Source organism: Marinitenerispora sediminis, assembly GCF_003336425.1.
In the GTDB taxonomy this organism is placed as follows: Bacteria; Actinomycetota; Actinomycetes; order Streptosporangiales; family Streptosporangiaceae; genus Marinitenerispora; species Marinitenerispora sediminis.
Genome location: NZ_QEIO01000013.1, coordinates 21939 through 37119, shown reverse-complemented (window position 1 = coordinate 37119; position 15181 = coordinate 21939). Strand labels below are relative to the sequence as shown.

General features: G+C 73.0%; 14 protein-coding genes. 9 read left to right on the top strand and 5 right to left on the bottom strand.

All coding sequences use genetic code 11. From position 1 onward, the window contains the following. The first annotated feature begins 46 nt into the window (after window positions 1–46). On the top strand, window positions 47–1222 hold the full coding sequence (locus DEF28_RS04025) for a thiolase family protein (RefSeq protein ID WP_114396519.1): 1176 nt from the start codon (window positions 47–49) through the stop codon (window positions 1220–1222). Between the two features lie 558 nt (window positions 1223–1780). Here DEF28_RS04025 and DEF28_RS04020 read toward each other — a convergent pair. Continuing rightward, a complete protein-coding gene (locus tag DEF28_RS04020) occupies window positions 1781–2614 on the bottom strand; it encodes an alpha/beta fold hydrolase (protein WP_114396518.1) in 834 nt (277 codons plus the stop codon). Window positions 2615–3114: 500 nt separating this feature from the next. Further along, window positions 3115–3690 carry a TetR/AcrR family transcriptional regulator gene (locus DEF28_RS04015; RefSeq protein WP_114396517.1) on the bottom strand — a complete coding sequence of 192 codons (576 nt, stop codon included), beginning with the start codon at window positions 3688–3690 and terminating at the stop codon, window positions 3115–3117. A gap of 104 nt (window positions 3691–3794) precedes the next feature. Between DEF28_RS04015 and DEF28_RS04010 the strand changes: the two genes are divergently transcribed. After that, a complete protein-coding gene (locus DEF28_RS04010; protein ID WP_114396516.1) occupies window positions 3795–4625 on the top strand; it encodes an oxidoreductase in 831 nt (276 codons plus the stop codon). Here DEF28_RS04010 and DEF28_RS04005 read toward each other — a convergent pair. After that, window positions 4520–4993 carry a hypothetical protein gene (locus tag DEF28_RS04005; RefSeq protein WP_114396515.1) on the bottom strand — a complete coding sequence of 158 codons (474 nt, stop codon included), beginning with the start codon at window positions 4991–4993 and terminating at the stop codon, window positions 4520–4522. The genes DEF28_RS04010 and DEF28_RS04005 overlap by 106 nt on opposite strands. Before the next feature lie 131 nt (window positions 4994–5124). Between DEF28_RS04005 and DEF28_RS04000 the strand changes: the two genes are divergently transcribed. After that, window positions 5125–5514 carry a peptidase inhibitor family I36 protein gene (locus DEF28_RS04000; protein WP_158562761.1) on the top strand — a complete coding sequence of 130 codons (390 nt, stop codon included), beginning with the start codon at window positions 5125–5127 and terminating at the stop codon, window positions 5512–5514. A gap of 213 nt (window positions 5515–5727) precedes the next feature. Here DEF28_RS04000 and DEF28_RS03995 read toward each other — a convergent pair whose 3' ends face one another. Then, window positions 5728–6735: an ABC transporter substrate-binding protein gene (locus tag DEF28_RS03995; protein WP_114396513.1), complete on the bottom strand. Its 1008-nt coding sequence runs from the start codon at window positions 6733–6735 to the stop codon at window positions 5728–5730. Window positions 6736–6898: 163 nt separating this feature from the next. On the opposite strand from DEF28_RS03995, the gene DEF28_RS03990 reads away from it, so the two are divergent. From DEF28_RS03990 to DEF28_RS03970, 5 genes are all read left to right on the top strand, one after another. Then, complete coding sequence (locus DEF28_RS03990) at window positions 6899–7954, top strand: FecCD family ABC transporter permease (protein ID WP_114396512.1); 1056 nt, start codon at window positions 6899–6901, stop codon at window positions 7952–7954. Then, window positions 7951–9051: a FecCD family ABC transporter permease gene (locus tag DEF28_RS03985; protein ID WP_309485800.1), complete on the top strand. Its 1101-nt coding sequence runs from the start codon at window positions 7951–7953 to the stop codon at window positions 9049–9051. The genes DEF28_RS03990 and DEF28_RS03985 overlap by 4 nt, the downstream gene beginning before the upstream one ends. A gap of 535 nt (window positions 9052–9586) precedes the next feature. After that, a complete protein-coding gene (locus DEF28_RS03980) occupies window positions 9587–10438 on the top strand; it encodes an ABC transporter ATP-binding protein (protein WP_114396511.1) in 852 nt (283 codons plus the stop codon). A gap of 1241 nt (window positions 10439–11679) precedes the next feature. After that, the gene (locus tag DEF28_RS27955; protein WP_199493126.1) at window positions 11680–11892 is read left to right on the top strand and encodes a hypothetical protein; all 213 of its coding nucleotides are present in this window, start codon (window positions 11680–11682) and stop codon (window positions 11890–11892) included. Between the two features lie 507 nt (window positions 11893–12399). Continuing rightward, the gene (locus tag DEF28_RS03970) at window positions 12400–13374 is read left to right on the top strand and encodes a helix-turn-helix domain-containing protein (RefSeq protein ID WP_158562760.1); all 975 of its coding nucleotides are present in this window, start codon (window positions 12400–12402) and stop codon (window positions 13372–13374) included. Window positions 13375–13477: 103 nt separating this feature from the next. On the opposite strand, the gene DEF28_RS03965 is transcribed toward DEF28_RS03970, so the two are convergent. Then, window positions 13478–14005: a sugar O-acetyltransferase gene (locus DEF28_RS03965; RefSeq protein WP_114396536.1), complete on the bottom strand. Its 528-nt coding sequence runs from the start codon at window positions 14003–14005 to the stop codon at window positions 13478–13480. Between the two features lie 114 nt (window positions 14006–14119). On the opposite strand from DEF28_RS03965, the gene DEF28_RS03960 reads away from it, so the two are divergent. Further along, the gene (locus DEF28_RS03960; protein WP_114396509.1) at window positions 14120–15079 is read left to right on the top strand and encodes a LysR family transcriptional regulator; all 960 of its coding nucleotides are present in this window, start codon (window positions 14120–14122) and stop codon (window positions 15077–15079) included. The last annotated feature ends 102 nt before the right edge of the window (window positions 15080–15181 follow it).

The following is a 15181-nucleotide window of genomic DNA, read 5'->3' as shown; positions in this document are numbered from 1 at the left end:
CACCACGCCGCCACACAGTCCCGGTCCGCCACGAAGGGAAGCCCGTATGACCGACGTGTTCGTCCTCGACGCGGTCCGCACGCCGTTCGGCCGCTACGGCGGCGCGCTCTCGGGCGTCCGGCCCGACGACCTCGCCGCGCACGCCGTCCGGGCGCTGGTCGAGCGCGCCCCCGACCTCGATCCCGCGCGCGTGGACGACGTCTACCTCGGCGACGCCAACGGCGCCGGCGAGGACAACCGGAACGTGGCCCGCATGGCCGCACTGCTCGCCGGCCTGCCCGTCACGGTCCCCGGCGCCACGGTCAACCGGCTGTGCGGCTCCGGGCTGGAGGCGGTGATCTCCGCGAACCGGGCGGTCGCCGTGGGGGACGCGTCGCTGGTCGTGGCCGGGGGTGTGGAATCCATGAGCCGCGCGCCGTGGGTGCTTCCCAAGCCCGCGGGCGCGTTCCCGGCCGGGCCTGAGACGCTGCACTCGACCACGCTGGGCTGGCGGATGGTCAACCCCGCGATGCCCGCGGAGTGGACCGTGTCGCTCGGCGAGAGCACCGAGCAGGTGGCCGAGCTGCACGGCGTCGGCCGCGACGAGCAGGACGAGTTCGCGCTGCGCAGCCACACCAACGCGGCCGACGCCTGGGCGAAGGGGGTGTTCGACGACGAGGTCGTGCCGGTGCCCGGGGTGGAGCTGGAGCGCGACGAGAGCATCCGAGCCACCTCGCTGGAGAAGCTTTCCCGGTTGAAGCCGGCCTTCCGCCCGGACGGCACCATCACCGCGGGCAACGCTTCGCCGCTGAATGACGGCGCCGCCGCGCTGCTCATCGGCGACGCGGCCGGTGCGCGGGACAGCGGGCGGGAGCCGCTGGCGCGGATCGTCAGCCGGGGGGTGGCCGCGGTGCCGCCGGACCGGTTCGGGATCGGCCCGGTCGAGGCGGCGGAGACCGCGCTGCGCCGCGCGGGGATCGGCTGGTCCGACCTCGCCGTGGTGGAGCTCAACGAGGCGTTCGCCGCGCAGGCGCTGGCCTGCCTGCGGCTGTGGCCGGAGCTCGACCCCGCGATCGTCAACCCCCACGGCGGCGCGATCGCCATCGGCCACCCCCTGGGCGCCTCGGGGGCCCGTCTGCTGGGCACCCTCGCCCACGAGCTGCACCGCCGCGGCGGCGGCTGGGGGCTGGCGGCACTGTGCATCGGAGTCGGGCAGGGGCTCGCCGTGGTCCTGCACGCCTGAGCCGCGCGGGCCGTTCGCTTCGCGGAGGCGCTGACGGCAGCCGACCAGCGGCCGGGCCGTCCTCATGCGGATCCGGCGTCCCGGCACCCGGGGTGCCGGGCGGCTAGCGGCGAACACGGAGCGCGTCCGCCGCCGGGGGCTCTCCCGGCTACCGTCGCACCCGCCTGCACTGCCCCGGCTAGTTGCGAGCCCCCGGGGGGAATGAGGAACAGCAGCTCGACAGCGGCTCGACCGACTGCGGAGGCAAACTCAGGGCGTGTTGCAAACTCTCCAGGGCAATAAGGAGCACGACCTCAACGACGAAGAGGCGCAAGCGATGATGTTGCGAGCCCTCCAGGGCTGATGAGGAACGGCCCGAGCTGCGCTACCTCACCACCCGCGACGCGTTGCCAACCCTCTAGGGGCGATGAGGAACCGTCCGGCAGCGCCACGGGCGGGTGAGCGACGGATCCAGGCGATGCCTTTTGGACTGCGAAGCCGTCGAGCGGGATGCGGAGAGGCGGCGCCGCTGTTTCCGCTCGCGCGTCCGCAGTGGGCCGCCGGCTCAGCGCCGCGGGGTCAGTCGGACTCCGCCAGGAATCCGGTGAGCGCCGCTGTGAGCTGGGCTGGTGCGTCGAACTGGACCAGGTGGCCGGCACCGGCGAGCGGGCGCAGGCGGGCGCCGGGAATGCGGGCGGCGAGGTCGCGGCCCTTCTCCGGGGGGACCCAGGTGTCGTCGGTGCCCCAGCAGACGAGCACCGGGATGTCGATGTCGCCGTAACGGGGCTCGACCTCGTCCGTGTAGCGCTGGTCGGCCTGCGCGATCTGCCGGTAGAAGGCGGGCTGCCCCTCGGGGCCGAGCCACGGGGCGCGCAGTTCGGCCAGCGCGGCGGGGGCGAGCTCGGTGTGCGCGGCCGAGGCGATGTAGGCCGTGACCAGCGCCTCGTGCAGGTGCGGCGGCAGCGCGGCGAAGACGTCGGCGTTGGCGTTGGCCGCCACCAGCCGGAAGAACGGCGACCCCCACGGAGACAGGGCGACCACGTCGACCAGGGCGAGCCGCCGGTAGGCCGCGCCGTGCAGCAGGTGCGCGCGCAGCGCCACCGCGCCGCCGAAGTCGTGGGCGATCACCGCCGGGGCGTCCAGCTCCCAGTGCCGCAGCAGGTCGGCGAAGACGCGGCCCTGCGCGGCCAGTGAGATGTCCTGGTCGGGGCGCTTCTCCGATGTCCCGTAGCCGGGCATGTCCCACACGAACACCTCGTGGTCGGCCGCCAGCCCGCGCGCGACGTCGCGCCACACCACCGAGGAGAAGGGGGTGCCGTGCAGCAGCACCACCGGATCGCCCTGTCCGAAGCGGTCCCAGCGTACGACGCCGCTCTCGCTGGGGAAGGTCTCTCTCAGGTTCCAGTCCGACATGATCGTTGCGAACACGGTCCGGGTGCACGCCTATTCCGGCCGGCTGCGAGGGCCGGCGCGTGTGTTCGGATCGTTACCGACGACCCGAGCGGTGCCCCGAGAACCGGACGCCGCACGGCTGGGTCCGGGCTTCGCCACCCGCGGCCACGGCAGGCCGCCCGGGCCGGTCGGCTCCACTCGCTGGCCGACCCGGGCAGGGGCAGCGGCGGCTGCTGGACCGCCTCGGTGCGAGCGCTGCCACGTCGCCGGGGTGTCTCGTGACATCATGACCGGAATATGGCTGGCGGCGCACGCCACCGACCACGTGGGGCGGCTGCCCCGTGGCCGCGCCTCGCCCCGGAACGCGCCGCGACAGTGCGGCGAAGCGCCACCTCGGCGGTGGCCGGACAGGTGGTCGCGCGCCCGGAACGCCGCCGGCCACGAGTCCGCGGGTCGGCGTAGGCCAGCCCTCGCCAGGCATGGCGAGTACACGAGCAACGGAACCCTGTCGACCTCGTTGTTCAGCTGTCGATGGCCCGGGGGCGGGTGGTCAGGCCGGGCAGGACTAGGGTCAGCCAGCGTCCTCGGGCGGCGGGTGAGCGGTCGGTCGGGATCGAGGAGAAGAGCAGGTAGAGGTCGCTGACGGTGACGTCGGGGTGGATGTCGCCGTCGGCCTGCCCGGCCTGGATGATCCGGGCGAGTGCCGCGCCGCTGCGGTCTTCGGCGCTGGTGTCGCCGAGATCGGCGCCGAGGGCGCGGGCTGCGGCCTTGGCGGCGTGGTTGCTGGCGGTGGACTCGATGACACGGGCGAGGAACCCGGTGATCTCCTCCAGCGCGCGGGCGCCTGAGTTGACGCGCTCGCAGGCGGCCTCGGCGTCCTCGGCGACCCGTGCGACGTATTCGGCGACGATGGCGGCGACCAGGTCGGTTTTGTTGGGGAAGTGCCGGTAGAGGGTCCCCACCGCCACTCCTGCCGTGGCGGCGATCTCGTCCATGCCGACATCGGGCCCGTGCAGCGTGATCTGCTCACGCGCGGCGGCGATGATCTTCTTCCGGTTGCGGACCGCATCGGCGCGGGGCGGGCGGGTGTCGGACATGCCGGTCCTCCTCCAGTGGGTGAGTGTCGACTTGCACAAACATGAACCAGAGTTCATTATAAATAGTGAACTGCGGTTCATCTTACGTGAGGACACGACACCACATGACCGACAAGACCGCCCTCGTCACCGGCGCCTCATCCGGCATCGGCGAGGCCACCGCCCGCAAACTGCACGCGCTCGGCTACACCGTCTACGGCGCCGCCCGCCGCTCCGGCCGCCTGGAGCAACTGGCGCATGACGGCATCCGGCCGCTGGCCATGGACGTCGCCGACGAGCAGTCCACGCAGGCCGGGATCGACCGCATCATCGCCGAGACCGGCCGGATCGACGTGCTCGTCAACAACGCCGGCTACGGCTCCTACGGCGCCATCGAGGACGTGCCCCAGGACGAGGCCCGCCGTCAGTTCGACGTCAACGTGTTCGGCGCCCTGCGCCTGGCCCAGCTCGCGCTGCCGCACATGCGCGCCCAGCGCAGCGGAAGGATCATCAACATCTCCTCCATGGGCGGCAGGCTCCACACACCCCTGGGCGGCTGGTACCACGGCACCAAGTTCGCCCTGGAAGCCCTCAGCGACTGCCTGCGCCTGGAGGTCGCGCCCTTCGGCATCGACGTGGTCGTGATCGAGCCGGGCGGGATCGCGACCGAGTGGGGCTCCATCGCCGCCGACCACCTGAAGACGACCTCCGGCAGCGGCCCCTACGCCGACCAAGCCGACGCGGTGGCCTCCTCACTCGGCTCCGAGGCCACCGCACGGCGCAGTTCGCCGCCCTCGGTGATCGCCGACGCGATCGCCAGGGCCGTCACCGCCCGCCGGCCGCGGACCCGCTATGCCGTCGGCTTCGGCGCCAAGCCCCTGATCCGGCTGCGCGGCATCCTGCCCGACCGCGCCTTCGACACGGTGATCAAGCGCGCCACCGGCATCCGCACCTGAACCGCCCCATCCCCGACGCCAGACCTCGGGCAGGGCCGACCATCGCGGCGCGGGCGGGAGACGGCCTTTCCCGAATACGACAGGCGCAGGCTGAACAAGGAGCACGTCACCTGTTCGCCGTTCAGGCGCGCCGTGACGTCGCCGAAGTCCCCCTCGGCCTCCGCGCCGGGCCGGTGGGTCTGGGAGATGAACACCTCGACCGGGCCGCGGCCGGCCTCGACGCGGATCTGCGGTCGCCGATCGACGACGGAGCGGCGCACGATCCCGTAGGAGACGTCGTGGGCCTGGTGCTCGTCGACGAGACGGGCGAAGATCCGCTTGACGGTGTGGCGCTGTTTGCGGGGGGCGACGAGGTCGGAGCGCAGCATCGCGTCGATGATCCGCCCTGCTCAGAAGTTTCCTCCTACCCGGCGAAAACTCAGCGCGGAGGGTGACCGAGGTGCCACACTACGTGGTAATGGGTGGTCAGCCGACCACCCCCGCGCTGAAAGAGGTTGTGTTGAAGCTTCGTCTTGCAGCCCTCCTGGCCGCTGTCGCCGCCCTCGCCCCCGCCGGAGTGGGCACCGCCCATGCCGTGGTCGCTCCGCAGGATCCCATCATCAGCATTCCTGCGGGCCAGACGTGGTGCCCGAGCGGTTACGTGTGCCTGTTCCGCGACTACAACTACCAGGGCGGCGGCTACGGCTTCCGCGCCGGAACCCAGATCAGGTTCCTCGGGGACATCGGCTTCAACGACCAGATGTCGTCGTGGGCCAACGACTCCGGCCAGCGCTACTGCTGGTACTTCGACGCCGACTTCCGCGGCGAGGTCCACGACATGCGCCCCGGCTTCCGGGTGAACGTGACGTCGTGGGAGAACGACAAGGCGTCCTCGCTGCGTCCCTGCTGACCCGGGCGCGGAACCCGCACCGCACTCGACGACCGTCCCGCCGGGCCCCAGCCCGGCGGGACGCCGTTTCGGGCTGCTATGAGGCCCCATGCGTCCGGCCGGCCGCGTACATGAGGGCGCCGCTCGGAAGGTCGACGATTCAACCGCGGGACAGCCGGAGCGTCAGTCAGTCGAAGGGTCAGACCCCGAGCGGCGCCAGCTACATCCGCACCGTCAGCCCGTCTGGACGTCGAAGGTCTCGGCCATGTCGTCGAGCATCGCCTCGGCACCCTGGAGGCTCACCGACGTGAACCAGGTGACGTCGGGGACGTCGTGCCGCTCGCCTTCGAGCTGGTCCCACAACGGGTTGGAGGTGAACCGCTCCGCCTGCTCCTCGGCCGCGCCGGTGTCGTCGTTCCACGTGCTGACGAAGATGTGGTCCGCGTCGAGGTCGAGGATCTGCTCCTCGCTGAGGTCCACCGCGATGTTCTCGGTGTCGTCCGGCGCGTCCGGCGACCGGGGCAGTCCCACGTCGGCCTGCACGATGCCGGGGAAGGAGGCGGACGAGTACAGCCGGACGGTCGGCTCGCCGGCGAAACGGACGATGGAGATGGTGGGCGGTTCGCCGTCGAACCTCTCGTTGATGGCCTCGCCCAGTTCGGCGGCGCGCTCCTCGTACGCGCCGATCCGCTGCTCGGCGAGCTCCTCGCGCCCGGTGGCCTCGGCCAGCATCCGGATGTTGTCCTTCCAGCTGGACCCCGTGCTCTCGGAGAACACCGTGGGGGCGATCGCGCTCAGCTGGTCGTAGATGTCGGCGTGGCGGACCTCGGCCGAGACGATGAGGTCGGGCTCCAGCTCCGCGATCGTGGCGAGGTCGGGGGCCTCCAGCGTGCCGACGATGGTGGCGTCGCCGGCGTAGGTCTCGCCCGCCTCGCCCAGGTAGTCCGGGATGTCCTCTCCGACGGCGCGGTAGGTGATGCGGCCGACCACGTCCAGCTCCAGCGCGACGGCGGCGTCGACGTAGCTGGTGTCGAGCGCGACGACGGTCTGCGGCCGCGACTCGATCGTGGTCTCGCCCATGGCGTGCTCGACGGTGATCGGGTAGCCCTCGGAGGCGGCGCCGTCGCCCGCCTCCCCGGAGTCGCCGGCCGAGGAGCAGCCGGCCGCGAGGCCGAGGGAGGCCGCCGCGGCGAGGACGAGCAGCGTGCGACCGCGACGCCGCGGTTGAGCGACGATGGACATGGGACCCCTTACGTACGCCACCGGCGTTAGGTATGTCTATCCTTAGCTGAGCGATTAGCCCGCGATCAGGGAGTATGCGGCTCTTTTCGCCGTTTGTCCACCGGGAGGCCGTCCGGATCGCCGGCCGCGCAGTCCCCCCGCCCCCGTCACCGAGGAGTCACGCGTGAGCGCACCCCCGCTGGTCGCGTCACCGCGACGGCATCCGGCGGACGCTCCAGGCGGCACCCGCCAGCGGCGTCGGCTGATCGGCCTGGCCGTCCTGCTCGCGCTGCTCGCCGTGGCCGTCGTGGCCAGCGTCTCGGTCGGGTCGCGCCTCATCCCGCCCGAGCAGGTGTGGCGGTCGCTCGTCGCGCCGGACGGCGGCGAGGCCGACGCCATCGTGCGGTCGCTGCGGGTGCCCCGGACGGTGCTCGGCGCGCTGGTCGGGCTGTCCCTCGGGGTCGCCGGCGTGCTCATGCAGAGCCACACCCGCAATCCGATCGCCGACCCCGGCCTGCTCGGAATCTCCTCGGGCGCGGCCTGCGCCGTGGTGGCGGGCGTCTTCCTGTTCGGCGTCTCCTCGTTCGGCGGCCAGGTGCCCCTGGCACTGGCCGGCGCACTGGTGGCGAGCACCGCGGTGTTCGCGCTCGCCTCGGGCGGCCGCGGCCCGAGCCCCGTCACGCTGGTGCTGGCCGGCGCCGCCATGACCGCCCTGCTGTCCGGTGTCACGTCGGCGATCGTCCTGCTCGACGAGCGCAGCCTGGAGGTCTACCGGTTCTGGCGGATCGGCGGACTGGCCGGCCGGCCGAGCGACCTGCTCTGGCAGATGCTGCCGGTGCTGGCCGCCGGCCTGCTGCTCGCGCTGGCCAACGCGCCGGGCCTGAACGCCCTCGCCCTCGGGGACGACGTGGCCGCCGCCCTCGGTCAGCGGGTCCGCCTCACCCGCGCTGTCGGGGTCCTCGCCATCGCGCTGCTCACCGGCACCTCGGTCGCGGCGGCCGGACCCATCGGCTTCGTCGGCCTGATGGCGCCGCACCTGGCCCGCGCGCTCACCGGACCGGACCACCGCTGGATGGTGCCCTACGCGGGGCTGACCGGCGCGATCCTGGTGCTGCTCGCCGACGTGCTCGGACGGGTCGCCCGCGGCTCCGGGGAGGTCGAAGTGGGGATCGTCCTGGCCGTGCTCGGCGGCCCCTTCTTCATCGCCGTCATCCGACGCCGGAAGCTGGTGGCCCTGTGACCGCGTCAGCACCCCGCTCCCCCGCCTCCGCCACCATGCCGCGGCCGCCGGTGCTGCGCCTGGGGCCGGCCGCCTGGCCGGTGCGGCCGCGCGCGCTCATGGCCGCCTCGGTGCTCCTCGTGCTACTGCTCGCGGCGTTCGTCCGCGCGCTGCTGGCCTTCGACGACTACCCGATGGGCGCGGCCGACGTGCTCACGACGCTGCTCGGCGGCGGGGACGGCGGTCAGCGGTTCGTGCTGTTCGAGCTGCGGATGCCCCGGGCGCTGGCCGGAATGCTCGTCGGCGCGGCGCTCGGTCTCGCGGGCGCGATCATGCAGGGCCTCACCCGCAACCCGCTGGCCAGCCCCGACACGCTCGGCATCGCCTGGGGCGCGTCGGTCGGCGCGACCTTGGTGATCGTGCTCGGCGGCGGCGCGGGCGGGGTCAGCGGACTGGTCTCCGAGATCGGCGTTCCGCTGGGTGCGCTGGCCGGCGGGCTGGCCGCCGCGGTGGCGGTGTTCGGGCTGTCCTGGCGGTCCGGGGTGGAGAGCAACCGGCTGCTGCTCGTGGGCGTGGCGGTGTCGGTGACCTGCGCCAACCTGGTGTACTGGGCGCTGAGCTGGACCGACATCAACAGCGCGGCCCGCGCGCAGACGTGGCTGACCGGCAGCCTGCACGCCGCCGACTGGGACCGGGTCGGGCCCGCGGCCCTCGCCCTCGCGGTGCTGCTGCCGCTCACCCTTGGTGCGGCGCGCACCGTGAGCGCGCTCGGGCTTGGCGACGACACCGCCCGCGGGCTCGGGATCCGGGTGGACCTCGCCCGGCTGCTGCTCCTGCTCGCCGCGACGCTCCTGGTCTGCGTGGCCACCTCGGCCGCCGGGCCGATCACGTTCGTAGCGCTGGCGGCCCCGCAGATCGCGCTGCGGCTGGCGCGCACCGCGCAGCCGCCGCTGCTCGGCTCCGCCCTGCTCGGCGCGACGCTCACCCTGCTCGCCGACCAGGTGGCGGCCGGCCTGTTCGCCCCGATCCAGCTGCCCGTAGGAGTGTGCACCGCCGTCCTCGGCGCGCCGTACCTCATGTACCTGATCGCCCGCCGGCACCGGGAGTCCCGCGTTTGACGCCCCTCCCGCAGCCGCACCCCGGCCCGTCCGGACGACGCTCCGCGCGACGCCGGCGTCCCGCCTACGCTCGCCGCCCGGCGCCCGGACCGGCCGTGTCCCCGGGCACGTTCGCATGGGACGGTCCGCGCCGGGCCACGACCGACCCCGATCACGAGACCGCCGCGCCGCGCACCACGGTCTCCGAACCGCGCGACACCAGCCCGGCCCCCGCGGCCCGACGTGCGGCCGCGGGACGTGCGGCCGGTCCAGCGGGCAGCACCACTCAGCCGCGCGCCGCCGTCGAGCCGCACAGTCAGCCGCACCGCCACGCGACTCACCGCGCGCCCGGTCCGGCCCCGCGAGTACGCCAGGGTGGCCGCGCCGAAGCCGCCGCCCCCGACGCCGGGCCGTCCGCCTCCCGCACACGTGGCCACCCTGTTCCGACCGCCGCGCCACCGGCCGGCGATGACCCCGCCCGCCCGCTTCCGGCCGCCGCGGGCGGACCGCCCAGCCCACCGGCCCGTCCGGGCCGCCGACCACCACGGAGATCTCGATGACGTCAGAACCGGCCGACCCGGCACCGTCCCGGCTGCGCGCGGAGGGCGTGACCCTCGGCTACGGCGACAGCGTCATCGCCTCCGGCCTGGACTTCGCGCTCCTCGACAACGCGGTGTCGGCGATCATCGGGCCGAACGGCTGCGGGAAGTCCACGCTGCTGCGCGCGCTCGGCCGACTGCTGCGGCCCGGCGCCGGGCAGGTGCTGCTGGACGGCCGGGACGTCGCCGCGCTCCCGCCGCGCCAGGTCGCCCGCACCGTCGCGGTGCTCCCGCAGTCCCCGCAGGCGCCGCCCGGGCTGACCGTCGCCGACCTGGTGGCGCGCGGCCGGCACCCGCACCAGAGCTGGTACCGGCAGTGGTCGAGCACCGACCACGACGTGGTGGCCGAGGCGCTGGAGATGACCGGCATGCTGCCGTACGCGGAACGCGCCCTTGAGCAGCTCTCCGGCGGCCAGCGGCAGCGGGCGTGGATCTCCATGGCGCTCGCGCAGGGCACCGACCTACTGCTCCTCGACGAGCCCACGACCTTCCTCGACCTCGCCCACCAGGTGGAGGTGCTGGAGCTCGTCCGCGAACTGCACGAGCGGCACGGCCGCACGGTGCTCATGGTGCTGCACGACCTCAACCTGGCCGCCCGCTACGCTCACCGGCTGGTGGCGATGCGGGACGGCGCACTGGTCGCCGAGGGGACGCCGGAGGCGGTGCTGACCCCGGAACTCCTCGCCGACGTCTTCGGCCTGGACGCCACCGTGATCCCCGACCCCGTGGCCGGCACACCGCTCGTGGTCCCCATCGGGCTGCGCGCCCGCGCGGCGGCCGCGGCACCGGCGGACAGCGGGGCCGCCTGATCGGTGGGGACCGCTACGGCGGTCCCCGGACCGCACGGCGCCGTCTCCGCCGGGATCGCGCATCGGGGCCGCGAGGCGGGGCGCACTGCGGCACCGGCGTGGCGGGGCACGCGCACCGCACCGGACGAGCAGCTGCCCACGACGCGCGCGCCAGCGGACGCCCCACCGCGGCGCGTGCCGGAGCTCGACGCGACAGTGCTCCGCCGGGCTGCTCCGCGGCCACCGACCGAGGACCTGGCCCCGCCCTGTGAGCGCGTGCGAACGCTCAGGCGATCTCCCGCCCGCGGCGCGGCCGAGGAACCCGCGGTCGCCGATGCCAGGGCTGCGGCCGGGCTGCTCCACGCCGATGCGGAGGAGCTCGCCGTTGGCCTCCGCGGCGGTGTCGTGTGCGCCGGGGTCCGGCGCGGCGGGGACGGGCCGTGGGCGGGGAGGGCGGTGCTGCGCTTGTGGCCGCGCGGCGCGGAGGCGCGATGCCCCATGCTGGCCCCCGGCCGCCCGGTCTGCTGTCCGGCATCGGTGGGGTTCGGGGGCGTGGTGGGGGCAGCTGGAGCGGTGGTGCATGCCCCGGGCATCGTCCGTGCGGTGGCGGCCGACTTCGCGTGCGGTGGTGGCGCGGCTGGTCGGACGTGTCCCGAGCGGGACGGCGGCCGGCCATCAGCCGCCACGGAGCAGGCCGAAGGCGCCCTCCGGGTGCCGCTCAGGGGACGCTGCGACGGGGCCATCGAGACCGGCGGGACGCCCTCGCGGCTCCACCGCATGCGCGGTCGGCGATCCCTCCGCTCCGGTCCGTCACGGTTGAAACCCCAGGTGAGGCCAACAGGGACAGCGCTGGCCGGTCGTGGGAGCATGCGGCGTATGACTTCCCCCTCAGTTCGGTCGCGCGCCCAGGGAATCCAGGCCGGGTCCTTCATCGCGATCGTGTTCGGTCTCGTCTTCGTCATGGTCAACTCGGCACGGTTCGGTGCGGGCTGGACGCTCGGGGTGCGGGCCGCGGGTGTGCTGTGCGCCGTGGCGCTCGCGGTGGCCGTCCTACGGCTGCGCAGACCGGATGGGCCGGCGGACACGGCGGGGCGCGCCTGGTTCGCCGAGCGGCGCTACCTGCTGCTCGTGGCAGCCGAGGCGGTCGCGCTGGTCGGGGGGATCCAGGTGCTCGTCCGGGTGCTGGGGCCCCGGAGCTCAACATCGCCTGGATCGCGTTCGTCGTCGGAGCGCACTTCTTCGGGCTGGCGGTCATCTGGCGGATGGCGCACTTCCATGTGCTCGGCGCGGTCCTGGTGCTCCTGGGCCTGGCCGGGTTCACGCTGTACGCGCTGGGCGCTCCGGTGGCCGCGATCGACCTGGTGTCCGGCGTGCTCTCGGGCGCGGCGGTGTTCGGCTCGGTCGCCGTCGCCCTGCTCCAGGAGGCGCGGGCCGCGCGTGAGGAGGCGGCCCGGGCGGCGGTCGGGCAGCCGTAGCAGGGCGCTCGCGGCCCGCGGCTCCGGCCGTCCCCCGGGCCCGGCGCGGGACCCACCATGAGACGGGGCGGCAACGCGGGTGTCGGGCGCGGGAACGGGTCCGCCGCTGCCCGGTTCGGACATGGGCCGGAGTCCGGCGGCGTCCGGCTCGGTCCGCCCGCCGTCCGGTGCGCCTCGGTCGGCCGCACGGCCCCGGTGGCGGGAGTTCCGCGTCCGCAGGATCGTCGCGCGTCCGGCCGGTCGGTCGATCCGCGGCAGGCGGGCGGTCGCGGTGGAGCGGCCGGCCCCGCCCGGGGCACGGCCCGAGCGGGTCCGGCTCCCCAGGAGGGGTGGGGCACGGCCGCCATGCCCGCCGCCCGCGCGCTCGGCCGGGAAGGAACACGCGCCCCTCCCGCTTTGCCGCGGTTGCCCTATCTTGGAATCCTTGCCGGGCGGAGGCGAGCACAAAAGGCGCCGGCGCCGCCCGAGGCCATCCCGCCTCCTTCGCCGAGACAGCCGGGGACCCGCGTGCACACAGCCTGGATCGACACCGACGACCTGCCCCGTGACGAACGGCTCGACCACTGGAACGCGGTGCTGGTCGACGCCTTCGCGCCGCTCCGGGCCACCAGCGAGCATGCACCGGACTATCGGGCGCGATACCGGAAGGTGCGCCTGGGCACGACCGGGGTGTACACCACCTTCTTCCAGCCCATGACCATCGTGCGGACGCCCCGGCTGGTCCGGCAGTCCGACCCCGACAGGTACTTCCTCAACCTGGTCCAGAGCGGCACCCTCGCCATCACCGGGGACACCGGAGAGACGGTGTTCTCCGCAGGTCACTTCCACCCGAACGACTCGGCGACCCCGTTCCGGATGCACCTCGACCACGGCAACGGCCCGGTGCGGGTGCTGTCGACCATCATCCCGAAGGACCGGGTCCCGCTGCCGCCGGCTGTGGCGGCCCGGTTCATCGGGCGCCCGGTGCCGAGCACTGACGGCATCGCCGCTCTGCTGACCGGTCTGCTCATCCAGGTCACGACGGACGCCGACCGCTACCCGCCGGCCGACGGTCCGCGCCTGGAGGCAACGGTGGCCGACCTGATCGCCGCGCTGTTCGCCCACGAACTGGAGAACGAGTCCGCACTTGAGCCGGAAACGCGCCGGCGGACGGTGTTCCTGCAGGCCCAGGCGTTCATCCAGCGGCACCTGACCGAGCCTGGCCTGAACCCCGCCGCCATCGCCGCCGCCCACCACATCTCACCGAGCCACCTGCACCGGCTCTTTCACGACAACGGCACCACCGTCTCCGACTGGATCCGGCAGCAACGCCTCGAACACGCCCGCCGCGACCTCGCCGAGCCCGCCCTCGCCACCGAACCCATCGCCGACATCGCCGCACGCTGGGGCTTCCCCCACCCCGCCGCCTTCAGCCGCGCCTTCCGCACCGCCTACGGCATGCCACCCAGCGAATACCGGCAGCACGCCCTCCGATCGCCGTAGATCGTGCGTCAAGAAGACGTGCACACGGCGCCGACGACTGTTCTCCGCGTGTCCGGCATCCTGAACAGCGTTCCGGCACCCCGGGCCGGTGACCCGGCCGAACTCAGTCGATCGTCTTGATCACGCGGGCGGGGGTTCCCCCGACCAGGGTGCGGGCAGGAACATCACGTGTGACCACGGCGCCTGCAGCGACCACGGCACCAGCACCGATGGTCACTCCCTGCGTGATCACCGCAGCCGCTCCGATCCAGACGTCGTCCTCGATGACGATCGGGGCGAAGGAGAGGTACTCGCGGCGCTCGGCGAGCGCTAGAGGGTGCCCCCCGGTGATGAGGCTGACCTTCGGCGCGATCATGACACCGTTGCCGATGTGGATCCCGCCCTTGTCCATGAACGTGCATCCCTGGTTGACGAAGACGTTCTCACCGAACGTCGTGTTCAGCCCGTACTCGGTGAAGAACGGCGGGTAGATCGTCACCGACTCCGGGAGCGGACCACCGAACACAACAGAAAGTAGTTCAGCACGACCTTCGCTGTCACCGAACGGCAGCACGTTCAGCCGAGAGGTCGCGTCGGTCACCTCCATGATTCGCTCCGCATGGCGCGTGAATTCGGGCGTCTGGACGTATATGACCTGCTCTGTGCGTGTAGACATGCACTGATCCCACCACCCCACAGAACGCACGGTCAAACAATCGCACGAACCACCAGACACAACCAATCGTTGTGTAAGTAAGCTGAAGTCGTGGATGCTGAAGCGCTGCGGACGTTCGTGGCCGTCACTGAGACCGGCCAGTTCCAGGCCGCGGCGGACGAACTCGGGATCAGCCAGCAGGCGGTCTCCAAGCGGATCGCGGCCCTGGAGAGACACCTCGAGGTCACGCTCCTGGTGCGGACCTCCCGCGGCTCAAGGCTGAGCCTGGACGGGCAGGTTTTCCTGCCATATGCCAAGAAGGTGCTCACGGCCCTCGAACGGGCCGAGCAGGCCGTGCGCCCCGGCAGCCGGCCCTTGCGCATCGACGTCCTCAACCGGCGCATCGCTCCGGCCCAGGCCGTCTACCGGTTCTACCGCTCCCACCCCCAAATGAACCTGGACGCGGTCACGCTAAGCAACGAGAACGCTGCCCAGGCCGCCCAGGCGGTGCTCGAAGGAACCGTCGACGCGTCTTTCCGCGCCCTGCCGGCAGAACAGCTCCCGGCCGGGATCAACGCCGAACGACTCCTGGACATACCCCTGGAGCTCCTGGTCGGGCCCGCCCACCCGTTGGCGGACGCACCCCGGGCCAGGCCTGCTGACTTGGCCGGCCACCGCATCTGGATCCCCGGGATCAGGCCCGGCACGGAGTGGGCGGCGTTCTACCATGCGCTGTCCAAGGACTTTGGCCTGAGCATCGATGCGCTCGGCCCCAACTTCGGTGACGAGGCCCTGATGGACGCGCTGGCTGACTCGGCCTCTCTGGCCACCCTCGTCGGCAGCGGGGACCGATACCTGTGGCCCCAGACCTACGACCTGCGGCGCATCCCGTTGCATGATCCGACCCCGCTCTACCCGCACGTGCTGCTGTCCCGCAGCGGAGTGCAGCACCCTGTGCTGACCGCGCTACGCGAACATCTGCGCACCGCAGGGCCGCGAACCCCGGATGACGTGTGGGTCCCGGACTGGGTAACCCGTGAGCAGATGACCGATTTAACGGATACGCCCTAGTCGTTCTCGTCTGCGATTCTCAGGAAGAGCGGTCGCTTCATACAAGCCCGCTTCCTCAGCCTCGGCCGCCATCTGGTCCAGTACCTCCTCACGCTCCCGCCG